Source organism: Hydrotalea sp., from assembly GCF_049968455.1.
Lineage (GTDB): Bacteria > Bacteroidota > Bacteroidia > Chitinophagales > Chitinophagaceae > Hydrotalea.
On record NZ_JBMFQT010000001.1, the window covers coordinates 207795 to 233950 of the forward strand.

General features: G+C 35.1%; 25 protein-coding genes. 10 read left to right on the plus strand and 15 right to left on the minus strand.

Annotated features, from left to right (window positions below; genetic code table 11):
* Nucleotides 1-6 precede the first annotated feature (6 nt).
* From ACP5P5_RS00935 to ACP5P5_RS00985, 11 genes are all read right to left on the minus strand, one after another.
* Nucleotides 7-306 (minus strand): thiamine-binding protein, encoded by a 300-nt coding sequence (locus tag ACP5P5_RS00935; RefSeq protein ID WP_428284243.1) that lies wholly within the window; start codon nt 304-306, stop codon nt 7-9.
* A gap of 2 nt (nt 307-308) precedes the next feature.
* Complete coding sequence (locus ACP5P5_RS00940; protein ID WP_428284244.1) at nt 309-623, minus strand: DUF952 domain-containing protein; 315 nt, start codon at nt 621-623, stop codon at nt 309-311.
* A gap of 4 nt (nt 624-627) precedes the next feature.
* On the minus strand, nt 628-1635 hold the full coding sequence (locus ACP5P5_RS00945; RefSeq protein ID WP_428284245.1) for a chorismate synthase: 1008 nt from the start codon (nt 1633-1635) through the stop codon (nt 628-630).
* An 18-nt stretch (nt 1636-1653) separates the two neighbouring features.
* A complete protein-coding gene (gene aroA, locus ACP5P5_RS00950; RefSeq protein ID WP_428284246.1) occupies nt 1654-2934 on the minus strand; it encodes a 3-phosphoshikimate 1-carboxyvinyltransferase in 1281 nt (426 codons plus the stop codon).
* 9 nt (nt 2935-2943) lie between these two features.
* On the minus strand, nt 2944-3966 hold the full coding sequence (gene aroB, locus ACP5P5_RS00955) for a 3-dehydroquinate synthase (protein WP_428284247.1): 1023 nt from the start codon (nt 3964-3966) through the stop codon (nt 2944-2946).
* A gap of 112 nt (nt 3967-4078) precedes the next feature.
* On the minus strand, nt 4079-5164 hold the full coding sequence (locus ACP5P5_RS00960) for a chorismate mutase (protein WP_428284248.1): 1086 nt from the start codon (nt 5162-5164) through the stop codon (nt 4079-4081).
* Between the two features lie 93 nt (nt 5165-5257).
* Entirely contained in the window at nt 5258-6919 is a 1662-nt protein-coding gene (locus ACP5P5_RS00965) for a DEAD/DEAH box helicase (RefSeq protein ID WP_428284249.1), read from the minus strand.
* Between the two features lie 83 nt (nt 6920-7002).
* Nucleotides 7003-7851, minus strand: coding sequence for a prephenate dehydrogenase (locus ACP5P5_RS00970; protein WP_428284250.1), 849 nt, complete (start codon nt 7849-7851; stop codon nt 7003-7005).
* Complete coding sequence (locus ACP5P5_RS00975) at nt 7844-9007, minus strand: pyridoxal phosphate-dependent aminotransferase (protein WP_428284251.1); 1164 nt, start codon at nt 9005-9007, stop codon at nt 7844-7846. The genes ACP5P5_RS00970 and ACP5P5_RS00975 overlap by 8 nt, the downstream gene beginning before the upstream one ends.
* A gap of 1 nt (nt 9008) precedes the next feature.
* On the minus strand, nt 9009-9836 hold the full coding sequence (locus tag ACP5P5_RS00980) for a prephenate dehydratase (protein ID WP_428284252.1): 828 nt from the start codon (nt 9834-9836) through the stop codon (nt 9009-9011).
* A gap of 399 nt (nt 9837-10235) precedes the next feature.
* Nucleotides 10236-10424, minus strand: coding sequence for a hypothetical protein (locus tag ACP5P5_RS00985; protein WP_428284253.1), 189 nt, complete (start codon nt 10422-10424; stop codon nt 10236-10238).
* 147 nt (nt 10425-10571) lie between these two features.
* On the opposite strand from ACP5P5_RS00985, the gene ACP5P5_RS00990 reads away from it, so the two are divergent.
* Nucleotides 10572-11138, plus strand: a complete 567-nt coding sequence (locus tag ACP5P5_RS00990) for an RNA polymerase sigma factor (RefSeq protein ID WP_428284254.1) — start codon at nt 10572-10574, stop codon at nt 11136-11138.
* Between the two features lie 5 nt (nt 11139-11143).
* Nucleotides 11144-12256 carry a S1C family serine protease gene (locus ACP5P5_RS00995; protein WP_428284255.1) on the plus strand — a complete coding sequence of 371 codons (1113 nt, stop codon included), beginning with the start codon at nt 11144-11146 and terminating at the stop codon, nt 12254-12256.
* Nucleotides 12257-12344: 88 nt separating this feature from the next.
* Here ACP5P5_RS00995 and ACP5P5_RS01000 read toward each other — a convergent pair whose 3' ends face one another.
* On the minus strand, nt 12345-13247 hold the full coding sequence (locus ACP5P5_RS01000) for a sugar phosphate nucleotidyltransferase (RefSeq protein ID WP_428284256.1): 903 nt from the start codon (nt 13245-13247) through the stop codon (nt 12345-12347).
* Nucleotides 13248-13324: 77 nt separating this feature from the next.
* Here ACP5P5_RS01000 and ACP5P5_RS01005 point away from each other — a divergent pair, with 77 nt between their 5' ends.
* Both ACP5P5_RS01005 and ACP5P5_RS01010 read left to right on the plus strand, forming a co-directional pair.
* Entirely contained in the window at nt 13325-14221 is an 897-nt protein-coding gene (locus ACP5P5_RS01005) for a 1-aminocyclopropane-1-carboxylate deaminase/D-cysteine desulfhydrase (RefSeq protein ID WP_428284257.1), read from the plus strand.
* A gap of 28 nt (nt 14222-14249) precedes the next feature.
* Entirely contained in the window at nt 14250-15107 is an 858-nt protein-coding gene (locus tag ACP5P5_RS01010) for a hypothetical protein (RefSeq protein WP_428284258.1), read from the plus strand.
* On the opposite strand, the gene lipB is transcribed toward ACP5P5_RS01010, so the two are convergent.
* Entirely contained in the window at nt 15104-15796 is a 693-nt protein-coding gene (gene lipB, locus ACP5P5_RS01015) for a lipoyl(octanoyl) transferase LipB (RefSeq protein WP_428284259.1), read from the minus strand. The two genes, ACP5P5_RS01010 and lipB, sit on opposite strands and share 4 nt — an antisense overlap.
* A 106-nt stretch (nt 15797-15902) precedes the next feature.
* Between lipB and ACP5P5_RS01020 the strand changes: the two genes are divergently transcribed.
* From ACP5P5_RS01020 to bioB, 3 genes are all read left to right on the plus strand, one after another.
* Nucleotides 15903-16958 (plus strand): RluA family pseudouridine synthase, encoded by a 1056-nt coding sequence (locus tag ACP5P5_RS01020; protein ID WP_428284260.1) that lies wholly within the window; start codon nt 15903-15905, stop codon nt 16956-16958.
* Nucleotides 16919-17686 (plus strand): FkbM family methyltransferase, encoded by a 768-nt coding sequence (locus ACP5P5_RS01025; RefSeq protein ID WP_428284261.1) that lies wholly within the window; start codon nt 16919-16921, stop codon nt 17684-17686. The genes ACP5P5_RS01020 and ACP5P5_RS01025 overlap by 40 nt, the downstream gene beginning before the upstream one ends.
* A 65-nt stretch (nt 17687-17751) precedes the next feature.
* Nucleotides 17752-18756, plus strand: a complete 1005-nt coding sequence (gene bioB / locus ACP5P5_RS01030) for a biotin synthase BioB (protein WP_428284262.1) — start codon at nt 17752-17754, stop codon at nt 18754-18756.
* Between the two features lie 21 nt (nt 18757-18777).
* Here bioB and porQ read toward each other — a convergent pair whose 3' ends face one another.
* Entirely contained in the window at nt 18778-19800 is a 1023-nt protein-coding gene (porQ, locus tag ACP5P5_RS01035; protein WP_428284263.1) for a type IX secretion system protein PorQ, read from the minus strand.
* Nucleotides 19801-19911: 111 nt separating this feature from the next.
* On the opposite strand from porQ, the gene mutS reads away from it, so the two are divergent.
* Nucleotides 19912-22539 (plus strand): DNA mismatch repair protein MutS, encoded by a 2628-nt coding sequence (mutS, locus tag ACP5P5_RS01040; protein WP_428284264.1) that lies wholly within the window; start codon nt 19912-19914, stop codon nt 22537-22539.
* A 144-nt stretch (nt 22540-22683) separates the two neighbouring features.
* Here mutS and ACP5P5_RS01045 read toward each other — a convergent pair whose 3' ends face one another.
* Complete coding sequence (locus tag ACP5P5_RS01045; RefSeq protein ID WP_428284265.1) at nt 22684-23229, minus strand: fasciclin domain-containing protein; 546 nt, start codon at nt 23227-23229, stop codon at nt 22684-22686.
* 134 nt (nt 23230-23363) lie between these two features.
* On the opposite strand from ACP5P5_RS01045, the gene ACP5P5_RS01050 reads away from it, so the two are divergent.
* Nucleotides 23364-24620, plus strand: a complete 1257-nt coding sequence (locus ACP5P5_RS01050) for an MFS transporter (RefSeq protein WP_428284266.1) — start codon at nt 23364-23366, stop codon at nt 24618-24620.
* 12 nt (nt 24621-24632) lie between these two features.
* A complete protein-coding gene (gene treA / locus ACP5P5_RS01055) occupies nt 24633-26147 on the plus strand; it encodes an alpha,alpha-trehalase TreA (protein ID WP_428284267.1) in 1515 nt (504 codons plus the stop codon).
* The last annotated feature ends 9 nt before the right edge of the window (nt 26148-26156 follow it).

The window sequence follows — 26156 nt, forward strand, 5'->3', positions numbered from 1 at the left end:
TATTTGTTACTGCTGAAATTTTTGCGTTTTTTCTAAACCGGTAATATCGCCCTTACTTCTAATCTGAATTTGAATATTTTGAATCCATTCCTCACAACCCAAACTGTATAAATACTCATTAATATTTTGAATAACCTGCATCACTTCAGTATATTTTCCTTCAATCACCGTTGCGAAAGGCCCAACTTCATAAGAAATACCTGATTGCTGAATGATACTGATTGCTTCATCTACCCACAAATAGGGATGCTTATCTGTTACAACGGGGATTAACTGAATAGAAGCATTGACTATAAATTGATGCATGATTATTGATTTATATATTGGATATTAACGATTTCTGTCAATGCTATTCTGCAATACACATGTGGGAAAAGTTCAGGAACCATGGGTGAAGGTTCAAATTTGATGTTGCTTTTTAAATTATTGGTAAGTATAGTTAATTGAACTAAATTTTGAATGCCTAAAAAATATCGTTCTAAAACACCATCCATTTGCTGCAAGGTACAACAGTGAATAAATCCTTCTTTTAACAAACTTGGGCTTTCGAAATATCCCTTTTCTTGAGCAGCCATCCATTCATTTTGGGTGGTAATATGATAAATGAATGCATCTTCTTTCATACAACTATTTGTTTGATTGATTCCAAATACGAGGAATGAGTTGATTCATTAACATAAAATCGGCTAATACAATGGCTGTAACTGCTTCTAATACAACGGGAACACGAAGCGCTATACACAAATCGTGGCGACCTTTTACTGTAAATGGCTCTACTGTATTGGTTTCCCAATTTAATGATTCTTGTATTTTAGGCGTTGATGATGTTGGTTTTACTGCTACCCTAAACACCAATGGATTGTTATTTGAAATACCTCCTACAATTCCACCGGCGTAATTGGTTTTCGTTACTCCATCTGAATTGAGAATGGCATCATTGTGTTCACTTCCCAACATTTTTGCGGCTGCAAATCCTGCACCAAATTCAATTCCCTTAATAGCGGGAATAGCAAAAACAGCATGCGCCAACACACTTTCAAGTGAATCGAAAAAAGGCTCTCCTAATCCCATTGGTAAACCAGTAACCGTGCATTCAACTATACCGCCTACTGAATCTTTAGCGGCAATGGCTTTTTCAATTCCGGCATCAACTGTTGGTAAACCTCCCACTTCTGTAATAGTAGCCTGAACAGTAATATGCTTCAATAATTTTTTTGCAATAACACCGGCAGCAACTAAAGCAACAGTAAGTCTGCCACTAAAATGTCCACCGCCTCTGTAATCTTCAAACCCACCAAACTTTTGGTGGGCAACAAAATCGGCATGTCCGGGCCTTGGAATGGCACGTTGTTTATCATAATCACCACTACGGGTATTATTGTTTTCAAATAAAATGGTTAATGGTGCTCCGGTAGTGTGATGATTAAATACGCCGCTTTTAAAAATAGGCAAATCTGTTTCTTGCCTGGGCGTTGTTGCCTTTTGAATGCCACCTTTTCTGCGTTCAATATCGGGCAAAAAATCATCAATGGTTAAAGGCAAACCTGCAGGTATTCCATCAATACAAATGCCTACACTTTCGCCATGCGATTCGCCAAAAATATGCACCCGAAAAATTCTGCCAAATGAGTTCAAAATATTTCAATTAAGTTGTTAATGATGTAAAGATACAATAGCTCCTAATTCGTTCATATGGTGATAGAAGTCAGGATAAGACTTATTAATAGCCTCAGCATCGTTAATTTCAACTGCTCCATTTGCTTTTAATGCAGCCAATGCGCAAGCCATAGCTATTCTATGGTCATGATGCGATGAAACATTAGCAGCCTTAATTTCATTGCCACCTTCTACCAGCATTAAATTGTCCTGTAATTTAATTGTAACACCCAATTTTGCAAATTCTTGCTGTAATGTCAATGCCCTGTTACTTTCTTTATGTGCCAAACGTTCAATGCCTTCTATAACGGTAGTGCCTTTACAATAAGCAGCTAAAGCTACTAATGGCGGAAATAAGTCGGGGCAATCTGTTGCATTGAAATGAAAGGCACTTAATGAACTTTGTTGAATGTGAATTTGCTGTGTTTCAATTGACATAATTGCACCTGCATCCATCAATGCCTGTAAAATGGCTTTATCGGCCTGAACAGAATCTAAATCAAGTCCTTTAACAGTAATATTACCTGCAATAGCACCGGCCACCAATAAAAAAGCAGCACCGCTCCAATCGCCTTCTACGGTATATTCAACTACAACATTTTGCGCAGCATTTTGCGAAGCTGCATCAAAATAAAAGAATTCATAATGATTGTTATGCGGCGTTTTCAAGCAAAAATGCTGCATCACTTTTAAAGTTAAATCAATATAGGGTCTGCTTTTTAAATCATTTACGGTAATGGTTACGTTTTGTGCCTGAGCTGCAGAAAATGCCATTAACAAACCCGTTAAAAATTGAGAACTTAAATGGCCATCAACCGTAATATTAGCAGGTTGCAAAGGACCTTTCACTTGTATGGGCAACTTACCATTGTTAGATTTTATTTTCACATTTAGATCGGGGAAAATAGCATCGAAAAATTGCATAGGGCGTTGCAATAAACTTCCTTCACCATTAATGTTAATTGGAAAATTATTTAATGCAATTAATGGGGTAAACATTCTTATGCCAAGGCCACTTTCGCCGCAATTAATTTCGTTGGTAGTTGCATGAATGCCTTTTGAAGATATGATGATGCGATTATTTTCGATTTGTACCGTTGCTCCTAATTGTTGAATTACTTGTAATGCTGCTCGATCATCGTTTGAGTAACCCGGATTGTTAATAATGCTTGTACCCGTTTTAACCAAGGCTGCAGCACAGGCTCGCTGCATAGAACTTTTAGAAGCAGGAGCTTGAATATTACCTTTTATTGTAGATGGATGAATAGTTGCAATCATGTAATTAAATTATGATAATTGTGTATACATTTTTTCAAGATCTTTCAAAGGAATGGGAAGAATAACGCCTTTGCCAATTTTTTCCAATAAAATATAATGCACTTCTGCTTGTTGACGTTTCTTATCCATTTGCAGCATTTGCATTACTTTTTCTGTATTAAAAGAAAAGGAGGTAGGTAAACCAAACTTTGTTAATAGATTAGATACTGCCTCTGCTTTTTTAAATCCTAATATTTGTTGTGATAGAAGGGCTGCATAATGCACACCAACTGCTACTGCATACCCATGTGAAAGCCCATATTCATTTTCAATAGCATGACCTAAGGTATGACCAAAGTTTAAAAGTTTCCGTTCACCCTTTTCATTTTCATCGTTCTTAACCACAGCCATTTTTATTTGCACATTTTTTTGAATCAACTGGTTTAATTGCAATTTATTTTTCTTTAATGCTGCTGGGTTTACCTTTTCTAACATGGTAAACATAGCTGCATTTTTTATGCATGCATGTTTTATTATTTCGGCAAAGCCATTTTGCCATTCCAGTTCAGGCAGTGTATTTAAGAAAGTAGTATCATACAAAAGAAATGAAGGCTGACGAATAGTGCCAATAATGTTTTTATACAAATTCCAATCAACACCATTTTTACCGCCAATTGAAGCGTCAACCATGGCTAGCAAGGTAGTTGGCACAAAACCAAATGCTACACCACGCATATAAATAGATGCAACAAAACCGGTTATATCAGTAACCACACCGCCGCCTACGCCAATAATTGTAGCAGTTCGGTCGGCTTTTAGTTCAATTAATTGTTCAATAATTAACTGAACAGTTGCTAAATTTTTGTTGGATTCACCGGCAGCAATTACAATGGTTTTCCAGTTTTTAAATGCTGATTTATGTAATGCATAAACGTTAGCATCTGTAATTATAAATGTACTTTGAACATTCACTAACTGTTTTAATTGCTTAAACGATGCATTAAAATAAAAATTTATTTTATTTTGGTTAACTTGAACTGATTTTTGAAGCATGTTACAGTAAATTGGTTGCACAAATTGTAAAAACGGTTTGGCAATTGAACGCAGTTGTATTTGCCATCAAAAAAATACAGCCAATAACTGTTTACATTATTGGCTGCAAATATTATGCGTTCATAATTTTATTTTGATGCTGAATACTTTCCATATGAACAGCATCGAAATACCGTGTAATGAATTCACGGCTTAATCCCAATTTTTCACCTTTTGCGTATGCACGTTCCAAAATATGGTTCCAACGATTGGTTTGTAAAATAGTAATGTTATTTTCTTTTTTATACAAACCAATTTTTTCGGCTACTTTCATTCTTTGACCAAGAATTTGCATGAGCTCATCGTCTAAATGATTGATTTGTTGACGAAGTTTTTCCAATGCAGCATGGTATTCGGCAGAAGGTACATCTTCTTTACGCCAATTAATACTTCCAATCATTTCACCTAAACGCTCAGGCGTAATTTGTTGTTTTGCATCGCTCCAGGCATGATCGGGATCAATGTGGCTTTCAATAATTAATCCATCATAATCCAAATCAATAGCGGTTTGAGCAACATCTTGCAAAATATCGCGTCGGCCGGAAATATGCGAAGGATCATTAATCATTAACATACCCGGATTTCTGCGCTTCATTTCAATAGCTAAATGCCACATAGGTGCATTACGATATTCCGTATTACCGTAGGAACTAAAACCACGGTGAATAAGCCCGATATTTTGAATGCCGGCTTTAGCAATACGCTCCACTGCACCTGTCCACAATTCCAAATCAGGGTTAATGGGGTTTTTAATAAGAACAGGAATATTAACGCCTCTTAAAGCATCAGCTACTTCCTGAACACTAAAAGGGTTAACCGTTGTCCTGGCACCAATCCATAATACATCTACGTCAAAATTCAATGCATCTTCTACTTGCTTTGCGGTAGCCACTTCAACTGTAGTTAAAAGTCCGGTAACTTTTTTGGCTTGCAATAACCAGGGTAATCCCTTTACTCCTATGCCTTCGAACTGGCCGGGACGTGTACGAGGTTTCCAAATACCTGCTCTTAACATATCTACCTTACCCGTTGCGGCCAAACGGATGGCAGTTTGCAATACCTGCTCTTCAGTTTCAGCGCTGCATGGGCCACTAATGATGAGTGGGCGCTTTTGCCACACATCCATTACGTTTTTTGTTTGTTGGGTTGCCTGCTCCATGTTGTTACAATTTGTTGTTGATGAATGGTTGTTTAATTGCTTTTCATAAATAATTGTTGACCGCATTATTTACTTGAGCAAAAGTTTTTATAATTAATTGGCTTCGTTCATTCTAATTTTTCTGCCTCGGTAATTTTTTCCATCTAGGGCTTTAATCATTTTAGATGCTGATTTCTTTTCAATTTCAATCCAGCTGTTCATTTCACGTAAATCAATTCTACCTAAAACATCTTTCTTCAACTCGCTCATATCTAAAATAAACTGTAAAAAACTGGCTTTATAAAAGCCATCTTTACTACCCAAATTAATAAACAAACGAGTAGTGTCAGAGTTGGCTGAATGACTACCTTTTTCATAATTACCACGACGCGAATTGTCGCCAAAGTTTGAGTTACGTGTTTGATTGTCACGTTTATCACGTCTTACTTCCCGTACATTTAAATCTTCAGCATTTTCATAATATTTTAAAAACCTATCAAATTCAAGCGCTGCAATACGGGTTAATACTTCTTCTTTAGTTATATCTGCAAACTTTTCACGAAGCATGGGCACATAAGTTGCATATCGATCATTCGATACATCTGTTTGCAATAACTTATCCATGAATGCATAAAATTGTTTGCGGCATACATCTTTTCCTGATGGTAACTCTAATTTATGAAAAGGACTTTGCACTAATTTTTCAATAGAACGGATTTTATAAATTTCTTTAGTATGCACCAAACTCATACAAATACCGGTGCTTCCGGCTCTTCCGGTACGGCCACTTCTATGTGTATATACCTCAGTATCGTCGGGCAAATCGTAATTAATAACGTGTGTAATTTCTTTTACATCAATTCCACGAGCTGCTACATCAGTTGCTACTAAAAGTTGCAATGATTTTTCGCGAAACTCACCCATCACTTTATCGCGCTGTTGCTGCGACAAATCGCCATGTAATGCATCAATATCATATCCATCACGAGTTAATTTTTCTGAAATAGTTTGTGCATCTGCTTTTGTACGAGTAAAAATAATACCATAAATACCCGGATTAAAATCAATCAATCTTTTTAATGCTTCATATTTGTGATGCGCGTTTACCACATAATATTGATGGTCAATATTTTTATTGGCAGTATTCACTTTTCCAACCGTAATTTCAAAAGGCTCGTGCATGTATTTTTTACTTACCCTTTTAATTTCCGGTGGCATGGTTGCACTGAAAAGCCAAGTGGATTCACGTTTTGGGGTATTTTCTAAAATAAATTCAATATCATCTTTAAAGCCCATGTTTAACATTTCATCGGCTTCATCTAATACCACATAACTAATCTGATCTAACTGAATTGCTTTACGTTCAATTAAGTCAATTAATCGGCCGGGCGTAGCCACTACAATATGAACGCCCTTTTTCAAATCGCGAATTTGTAAACCAATAGACGTTCCGCCATAAACTGCAACTACCTGAATTTGTTGTTTAAACTTTTTAAACAATTCAATTTCATGTACAATTTGTAAACAAAGTTCACGAGTGGGGCAAACAATTAATGCCTGAGGATATTTTTGATTAGGGTTAATTAATTGTAATAAAGGTAAACTAAATGCAGCTGTTTTGCCGGTACCGGTTTGGGCCAAACCAATTAAATCTTTAGTTCCGCTAAGTAATACAGGAATAGCTTTTTCCTGAATAGGTGTAGGATGCTCAAATCCAAGAGCAGATGTGGCTTTCACTAATGTTTCATCTAATCCTAACGCTTCAAATGTTATCATGTCGTCTTAAATTTTATGCAGGTTTATTTTAAAACACTGCGTTGTTTGTAAAGCATAACAGTAGTATTTTTTTGTTATGCATTTTAATGAAGAATGCGTTTTATTTTGTTAGCATTTTCCATCAATTCTTTTAAATAATCATAATTTTCTTTTTCCAAACATGCTTTAAATTTTCTCAATTGAACGATGTGTTCATTCAAAACATCTAAAACATTTTCCCTGTTTTGCATAAATATAGGTGCCCACATTGCCGGATTGCTTTTTGCCAAGCGAACGGTACTTTCAAAACCCCCACCGGCTAAATCGAAAATGGCATCCTCTTCTTTTTCTTTTTCTAAAACAGTATTGGCTAGTGCAAATGAGGTAATGTGAGATATGTGGCTTACATAAGCAGCATGTACATCATGTGCATCTGGCTGCATATACACCAAGTGCATACCGAGTGTTGTGTAAATGTGTTCAATTTTTTGAACCGCATCAATGTCCGATAATTGTTTTTCACAAATTACACATGAACGTCCTGTGAAGGCCTTATGTGTTGCAGCTTCAGGACCACTATATTCTGTACCCCACATGGGGTGTGTAGCAACAAACCGATGGCGCATAGGATGATTTTGTATGGCATTACATAATGCTTGTTTTGTAGATCCTGCATCGGCCACAATTTGTGTTCCATTAATTTGATCAAGAATATCTTTTACTACGGTTATAGTTGCATCAACAGGAATGGCTACGTAAATAAAATCACTTTTTTTTATGGCTTCATTTAATGGCAATGCTTCATCAATCAATCCTAATTCCAAAGCTTTTTGTTCGCTTTCGCGGGTACGACTTACACCAATAATATGTTTAGCAAAGCCTTTATCCTTTAAAGCAATTGCAAAAGAACCGCTAATTAATCCAACACCTACTATGGTAACATTGTTAAACATGCAAATTATTCTTAATTCTTTTTATAGCTTCATTTAATTTTTCTTCAGTTGCACAAAGGCTTATCCGTATATATCCATTTCCTGCATTACCAAAAATTCCACCGGGCGTAATGAATACATTACATTGATATAAAACCGTATCACTTAATGCATAACCGTCTTTATAAGTACTCGGAATTTTAGCCCAAACAAATAAACCCACCTGATTTTTTTGATAGACACATTGCAACATATCTAGCAAATCAAATACTAGTTTGCGGCGTTTAACATACACTTGATTTAAGGACTGAAACCAATCTTTACCTAAAGTAAGCGCTTTGGCGGCCGCCATTTGTAAAGGCAAAAACATACCACTGTCCATATTACTTTTAAAGCGCAACACTTCAGTAATGAACTGTTGATTGGCACACAACATACCAACACGCCATCCGGCCATATTATGGCTTTTACTTAAAGAATTAAGTTCTAAAACATTGTCTTTGGCACCATCTACTTGTAACATACTTAATGGCTGTTCATTTAAAATGAAGCTGTATGGATTATCGTGTATAATTAAAATTTGATGTTTTTTAGCAAATGCAACAATTTTTTCAAATAAATTTAAACTACCAAGCTGCCCGGTAGGCATATGTGGATAATTTACAAACATCAGTTTTACCTTACTTAAATCATGTTTTTCCAATGCGTCGAAGTCGGGTTCCCAATTTAAAGCTTCACTCATGGTATAATTTTTCACAACCCCACCGGCTAAAGTAACCGCACTGCTGTATGTAGGATATCCCGGATTAGGCACCAACACTTCATCACCATTATTCAAGTAAGTCATGCAAATGTGCATAATGCCCTCTTTACTTCCAATTAATGGTAATATTTCGGTATCGGCATTTAATGATACCTTGTACCAGGTCTGGTACCAATTAGCAATTGCATTGCGAAGAATTGGAGAACCTTTATATGATTGATAGCCATGCACATTTGGTAAAACGGCATTTTGATGCAACTCAGCCATAACATCGGGATGTGGAGGAAGATCGGGACTACCAATACCCAAGTTAATAATTTGTTTACCTTCGCGATTTAAAGTATCTATTTCACGAAGTTTTTCGGAAAAATAATATTCCCCTACTCCAGCTAATCTATTTGCTACAGTTATCATTTTAAATATTGCCATTTTTATATATACCGAAATTTTTAAACATGTCAATATGCGGCTTTAATAATTTTAAAAGTTTATTGAAATCGGCCATGGAATCAAATTCCATATCAGCATAAAAACTATATTTAAAGTTGGTACCGGCAATTGGCATACTTTGCAGTTTGCTTAAGTTAATACCATTATCGGCTATAATAGATAACACTTTTGCCAAACTTCCACGGGTATGGTCGGTAGCAAAATGTACGGTGGCCTTATTAGCACCATCTGTTTCTTTGGCATCTTCTGCACGTTCAACTACTAAAAAGCGGGTATAATTATTTTTTTGAGTTTGAATATTGCTGGCAATAATTTCCAATTCATATAATTCAGCTGCTAATGAACTAGCAATAGCAGCAATGGCTTTTTTGTGTTGAGTAGCCAATATTTGTGCACTTAAAGCAGTATCTTCCGTTTCAACTAATTTCCAATTATACTTTTCTAAAAATTCTAAACATTGTTGCAAGGCCATTGGGTGAGAATGTACTTCTTTAATATCTTCTATACGAACACCCGGATCAACCATTAGATGTTGCTTAACAGGCAAATAAATTTCACCTGTAATTTGTAAATTACTTTTTTGCAATAATCCATAATTTGGTAAAATACTTCCGGCAATAGAATTTTCTATGGCCATAATACCTCCATTACTTTCTTTCTTTGTTCCGGCAACTTTTACCAAATCTTTAAAAGATGCACAAGGAATAACTATTACTTCTTTGCCAAAATATTCGGTTGCAGCCATATGATGAAAGCTGCCTTCGTAACCCTGAATTGCTATTTTCTTTTCCATAAAATAAAAAGCCCGGTCTGAGACCGGGTGTTATATTGGTTGTTTTAAAATTAAACATTGCAAATTACACCCGGTTACTGCTAATTAAAGTAGTAATAAAAAAAACAGAAAGTACCGGTATATTGTGTAGTTTGTTCCATTGTGTTTCAAAAGTAATCCTTAATCCTTTCACCACAAAATAAATTTTTAAATATTTTTAAAAACTAACATACTTTAGTTCGTAATAATAAAAATATTTATAATAATAAAATTTAAAAATATTAAACATGGCTTAAAATGAAATAAAAAAAGCCCTTCCGTGGAAACGGAACGGCCTCTAACGATTGCTTGCCATATGAAAAAGAGTTAAATAAAATAAAAGCTGCAAGCAGGCTATTTATTTTCTTATGCTAAATACAATTATTTTTTAGCAGCACTATCTACTTTTTTAGCAGCAGTATCAACTTTTGCAGCAGCAGTATCAACTTTTGCAGCAGCAGTATCAATTTTTACAGCTGTAGTAGAATCAGTTTTTACTTCATCAGTTTTTGCATTGTTGCAAGCAACCATTACACCGGCTACTGCTAAAACGGCTAATAATTTTTTCATTGTTGTGAGCTTTTTTTGTGAATGAATTTCCAGTTAATACCCCTAAATGGTAAAAGGTAACCCCATGGTTGTATTTTTTTTGAAAAAAAATTTTGACAATTTTTTTGGGTTACTTTTACCCCCAAATCAGTATTAAAAGTACAACCCGTGAAAGCTGAGTTAAACGAACAGGCATTACTGAAAGGTTTGGCAGAAAATGATACCAAAGCTATTGAAACCATATATAAAAATAATTATAATATGGTTCAATCGTTTATTATCAACAATAACGGAACATACGACGATGCCAAAGATATTTTTCAGGAAGCGATGATTGCGCTATATGAAAAAGCAAAAAGCGAATCATTTGTTTTAACCTCAAAAATTAACACGTATGTATATTCCATATGCAGGCGATTATGGCTTAAACGCCTTCAACAAATGGGAAGATTTGTATTACAAACTGATAGTTTGGAAGAGACTGTTCAGGTTGAAGATGACCTTGAAATGTACGAAAAACGCAATGCCGAGTTTACGATAATGGAACGGGCATTAAATAGTTTGGGCGAGCCTTGTAAAAGTTTATTGGAGGGTTTTTACTTGAAAAAATTAGATATGCAGGAATTGGCTAAGACATTTGGCTATACGAATGCGGATAATGCCAAAAACCAAAAGTATAAGTGCTTAACCCGACTAAAAAAATTGTTTTTTACGCAATATAATATTGGAGAATAATTATCATGGAGGATATTCTTTTAATACAAGCAATTGAACGCTACCTTGATGGGTCCATGCTACCTGATGAAAAGGCTTATTTTGAACAACTGAGAAAAAATTCGCCTGAAATTGATCAGATGGTGGTGGAACACAGCATGTTTTTAAATCAGCTAAATGCATTAGCTGATAGGCAACACTTTAAGCAAAATTTACACCAAACACACCAAAAACTTGTAATGGATGGTGTAATTGATGAAGGTACCATTGTACAAACACAAAGTAAAATAGTATCACTTTGGCATAAATACAAAAGAGTTACCGCTATTGCCGCAAGTGTAGCCGGGGCCATTGCTATTATTACCAGTGCTATTTTTTCTTATTTTTCTCCTGCAGTGAATGCCAATCAAATTCAACAATTAAGTAAAGATATAGAGGTTATTAAACGCAATCAGCAAGTACAAGGCAAAATTATTAATGAAGTAAAAAGTAAGTTGCCTGAAAATGCTCGTTTAATCAGTGGCGGTACTGGCTTTTTAATTGACCCGAAAGGTTATTTAATCACGAATGCTCACGTATTAAGAGGTTCAGGAGCTATTGTAGTTAATAACAAGGGGCAAGAATTTACTGCCAGTATTGTAAACATAGATCCTAAAGTGGATTTGGCAATTCTAAAAATAAACGACAAGGACTACAAACCCTTAAAATACATTCCATATAACATTGCTAAAAATTCAGGCGATTTAGGAGAAGAAATTTTTACACTTGGTTATCCTCGTAATGAAATTGTATATACTCAAGGTTATTTAAGTGCTAAAACCGGTTTTGATGGTGATACCTTAAGCACACAAATTCAAATGAGCGCTTACCCCGGTAACAGTGGTGGACCTGTATTAAATAAGAAAGGAGAAGTAATTGGTATATTAAGCACCCGGCAAACCCATGCTGATGGTATTACCTTTGCTATTCAAAGCAAAAATATCTACCGCTTAGTGAATTATTTAAACACTTCTGATACGGCAAGTGGGTTTTCTAAAATTAAATTACCTGCCAAATCATACATCATGAATACAAGCCGCGAAGAACAAGTTAAAAAAATGGAAGATTGTGTTTTCTTGGTAAAAGCTTACAACAACTAATTTTTAAAGCATAAACAACACAAAAAAAATCCACTGAATTATATCAGTGGATTTTTTTTGCATTTTACCTACTACCATTTTTAAGAACTTACCACAAACTGACAGGATAAGCACCACTATTAATAAGCTGTTGGAAACTTTTTTTCACTTCCGGGGCATCCTCTTTATAAGTAACACCAAACCATTGAGCAGAAGTGGGTAATACTTTTACAATACCAATTTTTTGTTTTACAAATTCATCAACCACTAATGGAATAAAGAACTCAGATTTTATGTTCTGAATATTTTTATCCAAAAACTCATTGAATAATTTTTCAGCTAAAACAATAATGTTGGGATGAAAACCAAAAAAGTTCATACTAACCGGTGTATGATCGGGCAATTCAACAACACCGCTTTCATCTTCGTACACAATTTTTCCGGTATCAGCATTGCGGTAAATTTTAGTTCGCTCAGTTATGTTTACCAAATTACCTTCGGAATTTACCGAACATACGCCCCTACTTACACTCCCATGTCCACTTAAAGTTTTAGATAAATCATAACCCATAATAGCATAAGTGGTTTCATTGCATTGGTTTTGTAAAAAATGAACGGCTTTTTCAAAAGCCTCTCTGCCATAAAAATCATCCGCATTAATAATTGAAAAAGGTTCATTCACTTTTCCTTTGCAACAAAGCAAAGCATGTGCTGTTCCCCAAGGCTTTACTCTATCGGCTGGTATAGAACGATTACCGACAAAATCTTCTAAATGCTGATATACATAATCAATAGCAATTTTCCCTTTTAAACGAGGTTCAAATTGTGCTTTAAAAGCTTCAGCAAATTCTTCGCGAATAATAAATACAACTTTACCAAAACCACTTCTAATGGCATCATAAATTGAGTACTCCATGATGGTTTCACCACTTGGTCCAAATGCTTCGGTTTGCTTCATTGAACCATATCTACTAGCCATTCCAGCTGCTAAAATTACAAGTGTTGGTTGCATAATTGTACATTTGAATAGCTGCGAAGCTAAAAGATATGTTTAAAACAGCCAATAGTTTTATTTAAATAAATTCATACATGTTTACGTTGGAATTTGAGCAAATGCCCTATTTACAAGCAATTCCATTGCCCGAAACACTTGTTAACCAAAAAATAACATTTTCTGTATTGCGGTTAGATGTCATTCATTCTGAAATAAGTGGCAATAAATGGTTTAAATTAAAAAATTATTTAAATAATGCATTGCTGCATAATTGCCAACGCATCGTAACATTTGGTGGACCTTTTTCAAATCATATTTTGGCTACTGCAACTGCGTGCCAACTAGCTAAAATTCCTTGCCAGGGTATTATACGGGGCGAAAAAGTAAATAATTATACTTTGGCTGCTGCGGCTGCAAAAGGAATGACCTTACATTTTGTTACAAGAGAAGTTTATAAAAACAAAATATTGCTTCAGCAACAATTACAACAACCCAACGATTACTTTATTAATGAGGGAGGTTATGGCCATTTAGGTGCACAAGGTGCCAAAGATATTCATTCATTCATTCCACCAACGGCCACTCATATTTTGGCTGCAGTTGGAACAGGTACCATGGTAGCCGGACTGTTAATGGCTGCCGAGCCCAATCAAACTATTATTGCAATTCCGGTTTTGAAAGGGGCCGATGCTATTCAACAAGATATTGCAGCATTGGTAAATGATACTGACAAAATGAAACAAATGGTTTGGAAAAATGAATATCATTTTGGTGGTTATGCCAAACATCCTGCTGCTTTAATTCAAAACATGAATGAATGGTGGAATTTATACCAATTACCAACCGATATTGTTTATACTGCTAAACTTATATATGCTACCCGGCATTTAATAGAACAACAATTTTTTCCACCCAATAGTCATGTTGTGGCTATTCATAGTGGTGGATTACAAGGCAACACTTCTCTTTCTAAAAACATTTTGCAATTTTAGTAACAGGCTGACTTGTATATTTGTTAGAATGAAACGTATATTATTTTTTACTATTTTATTTTTTATCGGGTTTGCAACTCACGCCAATGCACAAGCCATAGATACTTTGCCCAATTTTTCGGTACATTTTTTAAATAAAAATAAGGTTCAGATAAGTTGGATTAATCCTTACCCCGATTGTAACCAGTTGGTAGTGCAACGTTCTTATGATAGTATAAAGTTTTTTACAAGTATCTTTTCGGCCCAATCACCCGAACTGCAACAAAATGGTTTTGTAGATAACCAGTTTACACCGGGTGTAAAAGTATTCTATCGTATATTCTATGTATTAAAAGATGGGCATTATTTTTTTACTGCTTCTAAATCGCCAGCCAATGGTATAGCAACCAATGCCAATGCTTCTCCGGCAACAAATAACAATGATGACAATACACATAATAACACAAAAACTAAAGATGCTGTAATTATGTACCGCATTTTTAACAGAGATAGAGATTCATTATTGTATATGCTGGAACCTCAAGATTTTAAGCATTTTAAAGACTCTGTATATGCAAATTCAAAAGATACATTGACGATGTTAGCGAATTATGAAGTATTGTTAAAAAGATATGTACCCAAAATTGTTTGGAAACCATCTATTTATGTTTTCACTAATAATAAAGGTTACGTTACCATTGCATTGCCAGATGTGAAAAAACATGAGTACCACCTAAAGTTTTTTAACGACAAAAATGAACTTATGTTCCAAATGAATAATATTCAGGAAAAGTATTTAGTGGTTGATAAATCGAATTTTTTACAGGCAGGATGGTACTTCTTTGAATTGTATGAAGACCATCATTTAAAAGAAAAAAACAAATTTTACTTGGAAAAGGAGTTTTAGGACATGTAAGTTACTTCAAACACTCGGGCAAAATTTTCTTTTACCAATTGTTTTACTTCTTCCATGGGAACGGTTCTTCCCAATTCTTTTTGCAAAGAAGTTACTTGTTTATTTTTTATACCACAGGGAATAATGTAGTTAAAGTAATTTAAATCTGTATTCACATTAAATGCAAAGCCATGCATTGTAATCCAACGGCTGCATTTAATACCCATGGCACAAATTTTTCTTTCAAAGCCCGGTTTATCAGGATCAATCCATACACCGGTTTCACCCTTACTTCTGCTGCCTGTAATACCATAATGCGCCAATGTTAAAATAATAACTTCTTCTAAACTGCGTAAATACCAACCTAAATCAGTTTTAAATTTATCTAAATCTAAAATAGGATACCCAACCAACTGTTGTGGGCCATGAAAAGTTATATCGCCCCCTCGGTTTATATGAAAAAAATCAATGTTTTTTTCATGCATTTCTTCTTCTGAAATTAAAACATGTTCTCGTTTACCACTTTTACCTAAAGTATAAACGGGAGAATGTTCCACAAAAAGCAAATAATTGGTGGTCAAGTTCCGAGTAGTTTCATCCGATTTTAATGCTACATTACGGGCTAATAATCGTTCCTGATAATCCCAAACGCTTTTATAATGTCGAAATCCCAAATCTTCAAAATACACTAAATGTTCCATAGCAATATGGGCAAAATTAACGTTAACGAATTGTAAACCGGCAACAAAGTTACGAAAGCTTGGGCGTGAAATACATGCGTTTACAAATGCCTTTATATTTGCAACAATGAATACAGAGGATATACAAATAATGCCGGAAGCAGGAAATGAAAACCTGTATGAAAGGAAAACTTTTTCTATAGATAAAAACCAAGAACCCATACGCATTGATAAATGGTTACAAATGCATTTAGAAAATGCTTCGCGAAATAAAATTCAAAAGGGCATTGAAGCAGGTTTTTTAACCGTTAACGGTAAAATAGTAAAAAGCAATTATAAAATAAAACCCGGCGATGAGCTGGTATTGTTAAGTTATACCAATCCGGAATACGCGGAAGTAAAAGCTGAACCTATACCACTGGATATTGTGTATGAAGATGATACTATTTTAGTTGTGAATAAGCCCGCCAATATGGTTGTGCATCCCGGAGTGGGAAATTATACGGGTACGCTTTTAAATGGCGTGAAATACCACTTACTACAACAAAATGAAAATGTTGATGAAGATGAGCTGCCCCGCTATGGCTTAGTGCACAGAATTGATAAAAACACAACCGGCCTATTGGTATTAGCCAAAACTGCTGATGCTGCCGCACATTTAGCCAAACAATTTTTCCATCATACCGTTCAACGCAAGTATGTTGCATTGGTTTGGGGTAATGTGGAAGAAAATGAAGGAACCATTAATGCACATATTGCCCGACACCAGCAGTATAGAAAAATGTTTGCTGCCTACCCCGATGGCGAAACCGGCAAACATGCCATTACACACTATCGCGTTATAGAAAGATTTAATTATGTTACTTTGGTTGAATGTGTTTTAGAAACCGGAAGAACCCATCAAATTAGGGTGCACATGAAACATATTGGCCATACATTGTTTAACGACTACGAATATGGCGGCGACAAAATTTTAAAAGGCACTATCTATTCCAAATACAAACAATTTGTTGAAAATTGTTTTGAAGTATGCAACCGCTGTGCTTTACATGCCAAAACACTGGGCTTTGTACATCCTAAAACAAGTAAAGAATTATTGTTTAATTCAGAATTACCTACCGATATGCAACAGCTTATTGAAAAATGGAGAAATTATGTTCAACACAAAAATATAACGGATTGAACCCGGTAAACAACTTTAAAGCATTTGCCAAATTAATTATAACAAAATTACCCTTTGCTATTACACGTAACGAGCAAATAGACCGTGCAACTGAAAGGGTAATAAAAAAAGTATTGGCACCTAACGGGTTTGGAATTGACGTTGGCGCACATACCGGAAAAATTACCCAAATGATGGTAGCTGCTTCACCGCAACAACATTTGGCTTTTGAGCCAATACCTGAACTATACGCCGCATTACAAAAAAAATTTCAACAAAAAATTCGTTTGTATAATTATGCATTAAGCTATGAAATAGGGAATAGCAACTTTAACCTGGTAACTACCAACAAAGCATATAGTGGTTTATTAAAAAGGCCATATGACAAGTTAGAATCAGATACAAACATAACAGTAAATACAACAACACTAGACGCAATTATTGCACCTCAACAACGTATACATCTTATAAAAATGGATGTTGAAGGGGCTGAATACTGGGTATTAAAAGGAGCACAACAAACCATTGCACAACATAAACCCATTCTTTTATTTGAGTTTGGTTACAAAGGGGCAAGCACCTATAACATTACCCCTGAAAAAATGTATTCATTTTTGCAAAATGATTTGAAGTATAATATTTTCACTTTACAGGGATGGTTAAATCACCAACCACCCATATCGTTTTCAATGCTGGAAAATTATTTTAACACAGATACCTGCTATTTCTATCTGGCAGCCCCAATTTAGCATTCAACCCAACTTTATTCAGGTATTCCTATATTTGTTGCTTCAAAAATGAAATTTGTTTTTTTATGCATAACGATATTAGAAACAATTGGACACTATCTGAAATTGAAGCCATATATAATACCCCTTTGTTGGATTTAATTTTTAAAGCAGCCAGCATACATCGTAAATACAATACTACTGCCGAAGTGCAAGTTTGTACTTTGTTAAGTATTAAAACCGGTGGATGCACTGAAGATTGTGCCTATTGCCCTCAAGCAGCTCGATATAACACCGGTGTTGATGTGCATGCATTAATGCAAAAAGAGGAGGTATTGGCTTATGCAAAAAAAGCCAAAGAAGCCGGCAGTACTCGTTTTTGCATGGGAGCCGCATGGCGTGAAGTTCGCGACAATCGAGATTTTGATCGGGTTTTAGAAATGGTGAAAGGGGTGAATGAAATAGGCATGGAAGTATGTTGTACCCTTGGTATGTTAACGGAAGAACAAGCAAAAAAATTAGCTGATGCAGGTTTATATGCCTACAACCATAATTTAGATACCAGTGAAGAGCATTATCATGATATTATTACTACCCGTACTTATCAGGATAGATTGAATACTCTTGAACACGTTAGAAAAGCAGGCGTTACGGTTTGTTGCGGAGGTATTATAGGCTTGGGAGAAAGCCAGGAAGATAGAATTAAAATGTTGCATACTTTGGCCACAATGCCAAAGCACCCGGAAAGTGTACCCATTAATGCATTAGTACCCATTGCAGGTACCCCATTAGCACACAATAAAAAGGTAGATGTATGGGATATGGTTAGAATGATTGCAACTGCAAGAATTATTATGCCGGCCACCATGGTACGTTTAAGTGCAGGAAGAACAAGCATGACAATAGCTGAACAAGCTTTATGCTTTTTGGCAGGTGCCAATTCCATATTTGCAGGCGATAAATTATTAACCACACCTAACCCTAGTTTTGAAGAAGATAATGCCATGTTTGATTTATTAGGACTTGTTCCAAGAGAATCATTCAAAGAAGAAAAGCAAAAACTAAGTGAAATGGTTCAAGCAACTGTATAAAAATTACTTCTGAAAGTTGCATTAAAGGCCGCTTCCTTTCCAATTAAAATTTAAGCTGATTTGGTGAAAAAGGTTTTGTTGGTAAAAGCCGGCTGCATAACGAATGTGTAATTTATTTAACAGTACACCGGCACCTAACGTAAACCCATTTAACCCATTCGCAGTGGTGTAAGCATTTAAATCGTGCCGTCGCAAAAAATTATAACCACTAGTAATTTCCACCTTGTGGTCTATTAACAGTTGAACAGAACCAACTAAATGGGTAATTAATTGCTTAAAAAATCCACCATTCGAGCTAATGCCATAGGCTGCATTAAATGCAGTGTCATTGTATAAAGTGTTGAATGTTTGCAAGTGATGAGCAGTTAAAGAAAATTGAAATGGTGCTTTTGCTAATTTTTTTGTAAACCCCATTTGTACATCAAAGGGTAACTCTTCTTTTACGCCTTGGGTATAAGTATTGAGTTGTGTACCCATATTTTTTACAACAAATGCGGCTTGAAATCCTTTAGCTGAATCAAAATAATTTAATCCTACATCAACTGCCATACCGCTACTTTTATATTGCGCATAGTGGCTATTAATGAATTTAATTGTGCCACCCACATTCCATTTTTCGTGGTAAGCATGCGAAAACATCAGTTGAGCAACATAATCAACCGGTTTAAAAGTGCCGTACACATTTCCGGCGGCATCAGTTTGAGTGAGTGAACCATAATCAAAATAATTAATGCCCAACGCCATATTGGTTTGGTATTTCGGTAAATACCCGGCTGTGGTTAAACTAAAATTTTTTATACCCGCAACAAAATTGTTGAAAGAAGTATTTAATTGTTGCTGCATATTACTTCGCAATAAGGCAGGATTTTGAAAAGCCATGCCTACATCATTGGTGATATTTGAAATATTTATACCACCCAAGGAAGATAACTGAGCGGTGTTAGGTTGGGTAACAAAATTAAACACAGTATTCCCCCCCAAAGTTTGTGCTTTTACAAACTGAATACACATCATTAATAAAAGTATGGATAGCAGTTGTTTCATGTACGGGTTCAATATACTAAAACTTAACCATGTAATAGCCTTTCAGCTATAAAGTTCACGATTTTAAAAAATGAATAGCAGCTCACAGCAGCAATAATTATATTTGTTGCCATGCAAAAGTCAGCTTCCGATACCCCATTAATGCAACAGCACAATGCTATTAAGCAAAAATACCCCGATGCTATTTTATTATTTAGGGTGGGCGATTTTTATGAAACTTTTGGCGCCGATGCCATTGTTGCTTCCAATGTACTGGGTATTACACTTACCAAGCGCAATAATGGCGCAGCTTCATCATCAGAACTGGCGGGTTTTCCACACCATGCTTTAGAAACATATTTACATAAATTGGTAAAGGCCGGTTATCGTGTAGCCATTTGCGACCAATTAGAAGATCCTAAACAGGCAAAAGGAATAGTAAAAAGAGGTGTAACCGAATTAGTAACACCGGGCATTGCAACAAATGACAAATTATTAGAAAATAACAGTAATAATTTTTTAGCAGCCATTCACTTCAATAACAATATTGCAGGAGTTGCATTCTTAGATATTTCAACCGGAGAATTTTTCATTGCGGAAGGGAATACCGAATATGCCGATAAATTATTGCAAAGCTTAAAACCCGCCGAAGTTATTTTTCAACGTAGTTATCAAAAACAATTTAAAGAACTGCTTGGCAATAAATTCTATACCTATACCTTAGAGTCATGGATTTTTGATGAAACTTATGCGCAGGAAAGTTTATTAAAACATTTTCAATCGCATTCTTTAAAGGGATTTGGTATTGAACATTTAAAAAACGGCATTATTGCCGCCGGTGCTATTTTGCATTATTTAAAAGAAACCGAACATCCCAATCTGCAACACATAACCACCATCAAAAGAATTGAAAAGGATGATTTTTTGTGGATGGATAGATTTACCATTCGCAATTTGGAATTAATTGGCAGTAGTGTTAATGAAGGAAAAGGTTTACTACAAATTTTAGATAATACTGTAAGTGCAATGGGTGCAAGGCTGCTACAACGTTGGCTTATCTTTCCTTTAAAAAACAAATTAGCCATTGAAGAAAGATTAGACGCAGTTGCTTTTTTAATTAAAGAAACCGACTTACGCCATAAGCTTGCACAAGCCATTAAACAATGCGGCGATGTGGAGCGACTGATTAGTAAAATTGCATCTAAAAAAATTTCACCCCGCGAAGTTTTACAAATTGCTAAAGGCTTACAACAAACTGCCATTATAAAAAAACAACTGGATAATTGCGCTAATAAGTATCTGCAAAGATTAGCAGATGGATTGAATACCTGCAGTGTAATTACCGATAAAATTTTAAGTGAATTAAAAGATCCACCACCTGTTACTGCTCAAAAAGGCGATTTAATTCAATCAGGCATCAACAAAGAATTAGATGAATTGCGAAGCATTGCTTCAGGTGGTAAATCATACTTACTAAACTTACAACAAAAAGAAGCTGATGCTACTGGCATTACTTCATTAAAAATTGGGTTTAATAATGTGTTTGGTTATTATTTAGAAGTTACCAATGCGCACAAAAACAAAGTACCTAATCATTGGATTCGGAAACAAACTTTAACGAATGCTGAACGCTATATTACACCCGAGCTAAAAGAATATGAAGAAAAAATTGTAGGGGCTGAAGAAAAGATGTTAGCACTAGAAGCACAACTTTTTGATGCCTTACTCAATGCATTGCAAGATTATATAGCACCAATACAAGTAAATGGCACTACGTTAGCCATTATTGATTGCTTGACATGCTTTGCGGAAAATGCATTAAAATATCATTACCACCAACCCATCATGCATGATGGATTGACAATACATTTATCAGATAGCAGACATCCGGTAATTGAAAGAAATTTACCTGCAGGTGAAACTTACATACCTAATGACATTACCTTGGATCCCGATAATCAGCAAATAATTATATTAACAGGACCAAACATGAGCGGTAAAAGTGCCATTTTACGGCAAACAGCACTGATTACTTTAATGGCGCATATGGGCAGTTTTGTGCCTGCAACTGAAGCTTCCATTCCATTAACCGATAAAATATTTACCCGTGTAGGCGCAAGCGATAATTTAAGTGGTGGTGAATCAACTTTTATGGTTGAAATGAATGAAACCGCCAGCATTATCAATAATTTATCGGAACGTAGTTTGGTGTTATTAGATGAAATTGGACGCGGTACATCTACCTACGATGGCATATCTATTGCTTGGAGCATGGTAGAATATTTGCACAATTCCGCCTATAAACCTAAAACCTTATTTGCTACCCACTATCATGAATTAAACGCATTAGAGCATCATTTACCGGGCGTAAAAAATTTCCATATTACCAATAGAGAAACCGGAAATAAAGTAATTTTTTTAAGAAAATTAGCTCCTGGTGGAAGTACACATAGTTTTGGTATTCATGTAGCAAAAATGGCGGGTATGCCACCTGAATTAATTGCACGAGCAAATGAAATATTACAACAATTAGAAGGAAAAGAATTACAACAAGAAACACAAATTTATCATAACAATCCATTACCAACTGTGCGGTCGGGGAAACCAAAGCCAACGACTCAGTTACAACTGTCCATTTTTGATGCACATACCGAAACATTTGAAGGCATAAGAAAAATGTTGGAAAATATTGATATTAATCGACTTACCCCTGTAGAAGCTTTAATGAAACTAAATGAAATAAAAAATATGCTTCATTAAAAAGCAAAGCGGTTATGCATTTTACATAACCGCTTTGTAAGCTGTTTGCTTTAGTTATAATATTGGAACGGACGATTTTTACAAAGAATATTGTTTGTATTGGTTTTTCATAGGATAATTGTTCACCCCTCGATAGAAAATATTTTATGGAAGCAAAACATTATCCACTACGTGTATTACACCATTACTTTGATTCACATCTGCAATAGTAACATAGCTTTTACCGCCTTTTGCATCGGTAATCACCAATTTATTTCCTTCCATACTAGCCATTAAATTTTCACCTTCTACAGTTTTTAAAACGGCATTACCATGTCCTGCTTTAATAAGCTTTGCTATATCTTTTGCATTATACTTACCTGCCAAAACATGGTAGGTCAATACTTTTGTAAGCATTGCTTTATTTTCAGGTTTTAATAAGTTATCAACTGTTCCTGCCGGCAATTTATTAAATGCCTCATTGGTGGGTGCAAACACTGTAAAAGGCCCTGCACCTTGTAAAGTTTCAACCAAACCTGCAGCCTTTACAGCTGCCACTAACGTTGTATGATCGTTAGAATGAATGGCATTTTCTACAATGTTTTTACTTGGATACATAGGGGCGCCACCCACTTCTACTGTTTTTTCATTTTGCGCCATAGCAACATGCATAACAAATGCAGAAGCCATTAAAAGGAAAAGTTTTTTCATAATATTCAATTTTGTTGTTCATAATACATATACGGCACTTATTTTACTTTGGATTGCGCTAGTTCATTTTTTTTAAAAGATTTAGCCAATATGTTCTAAATTCACTTTTCAACCAACCACTAAACAAAAGCCATATGCATTATTGGAAAATTAAATTGTCCATATTCATTAACTATTTTGTTTTTGCCATTTTATTGAATAGTGTAGGCACGGTTATTTTACAAGTGCAAAACAATTATGGGGTAACACAAGGCGCAGCTGCTGTATTAGAGCCCTTTAAAGATTTAAGTATTGCAATTGTTTCATTTTTAGTTTCCTCATTTATTACAAAAATTGGATATAAAAAATCCATGCTAATTGCTCTGGCATTCATTTCAATTGTGTGTTTCATAATGCCATATACCCACAGCTTTTTAGCAACCAAATTATTGTTTGCTGCTATCGGTGCCAGTTTTGCGTTGATTAAAATATCGGTTTACAGCACTATAGGCCTGGTAACACAATCAGAAAAACAACATATTAGCTTAATGAATTTTGTTGAATCTTTTTTTATGGTGGGTATTTTAGCAGGCTACTTTATATTTAGTTATTTCGTTAATGATAATGACCCCCATTCTACATCGTGGCTAAAAGTATATATATGGCTGGGTGGTTTTACAACTGTTGCATTTTTATTGTTATTAACCGCAACACTTGACGAATCAAAAGCACAACATGAAATACAAAAAGAAACATTGTTACAAAGTTTTATTGCTATGCTTCAATTAATAGTATCACCTATTGTATTAATATTTATTGCCTGTGCATTTTTTTATGTATTAATTGAACAAAGCATAATGAGCTGGCTACCCACTTTCAACAGTCAAGTATTAAAACTGCCCACTACTTTAAGTATAGAAATGGCCAGTATTTTAGCTGGTTCCACAGCAGCAGGACGTTTTGTAGCAGGTTTGTTGTTGAAAAAACTTAATTGGTTTATTATTCTTTTAATTTGTTTAATATTAGCAGCGGCTTTAGTATTAATAGCCATACCGTTGGCAAAAAATACTGATGGGCATGTTATTACGGGTTGGGGAAATGCTCCTTTAGCTGCTTTTGTTTTCCCACTTATTGGTTTATTAATTGCTCCAATTTATCCGGCAATTAATTCGGTAATATTAAGCACTTTGTCGGTTGAGAAACAAGGTGTAATGGCTGGACTTATCATTATATTTTCTGCCTTAGGTGGAACAACAGGATCATTAATAACAGGAAATATTTTTCAATATTATGGAGGGTCAGCAGCTTTTTATTTTTCATTACTTCCAATAACCATATTGACCATTTGCTTATTCATTTTTAGAAGACTGCAATTGAAATATAAAAGAAGCAACCCTTTGGCCAATTCTTAAAAAATGAAGCCTATGCAATTCAACCATCAATTATTGAATATAGAAGATTTTGGAGCATTATATGTGGCTGTTCAAAAAAGCAACTTATTCAGCGATTCAAAGTTTTTTGTAGATGCAATTCCTTTGCACCCAATAGAAGAAATTCAACAAGCATACCATCTTGAAAAAGATAAATCTCATTTCAATTTATTGAATTTTATTAAGCAACATTTTAGTTTACCGGCAGAAAGCAATCAGGGGTATCAATCTAACAATAAACCTATTGATATACACATTTATGAATTGTGGGATGTACTAACCAGGCAACCGGATGAAGCGGCTGGCACGCTTATTCCTTTACCTTATCCATACATTGTACCCGGTGGCAGATTTAGAGAAATTTATTATTGGGATAGTTATTTTACCATGCTGGGTTTAATGGAACACAAAAGATGGGACATTATTGAAAACATGATAAAAAACTTTGCTTATTTAATTGAAAAATTTGGACATATTCCTAATGGTAACCGAACTTATTACTTAAGCAGATCGCAACCCCCATTTTTTGCACTTATGGTAGAGTTATTAAGTGAAAAAAATGGATTACAAAGTTGTACTGAATACCTTCCATTCATTGAAAAAGAATATGCTTACTGGATGGATGGTGTTGATACACTTAAACAACCCAATACAGCTTTTAGAAGAGTTGTAAAACTTTCTGATTCGTATATTTTGAACCGATATTGGGATGATAGTGATACACCCAGACCGGAGGCATATAAAGAGGATACCCATTTAGCAAAAAATTTATCGGATGACAATGCCCGATTATTGTACAGAAATATCAGAGCTGCTGCTGAATCCGGATGGGATTTCTCTAGCCGTTGGTTTGCCAACGCCTATGCCATGGCTACCATTGAAACAACCAGTATTATTCCTGTTGACTTAAACTGCATTTTATTGAATGTTGAAAATATAATGGCAGAATTATATGCGTTTACAAATCAAGCCGATAAGGCTAAAACAATGCGAAGCAAAGCAGAACAGCGCTCTAAAGCCATTGAACATTTCTGTTGGAATGAGGAAAAAAAATTTTATTTCGATTATCATTTTATTCAACAGCAACAAAAAGATACTTATTCATTGGCAGCGATGTATCCCCTATTTATCAAAATAACTAAGAAGGATAAGGTTGAAAAGATAATTGAGGTTTTAACAAAGCAGTTGTTGACTACTTCAGGTGGTGCACTAACTACTAACATTGAATCGGGACAACAGTGGGATGCACCTAACGGCTGGGCACCTTTACAATGGATAACTTATATAGCATTGAAAAACTATTCACAAAACAAATTAGCCTTACAATTAAAACAAAATTGGATGGCACAGAATGAAAATACTTACCAACAAACCGGTAAGCTAATGGAAAAATACAATGTAAAAAATACCAATATAAATGCAGGTGGTGGTGAATATCCTACGCAAGATGGTTTTGGATGGACTAATGGTGTTTATATTGCCATGCTAAATGACCAATTGATTTTTTAAATAATTGAC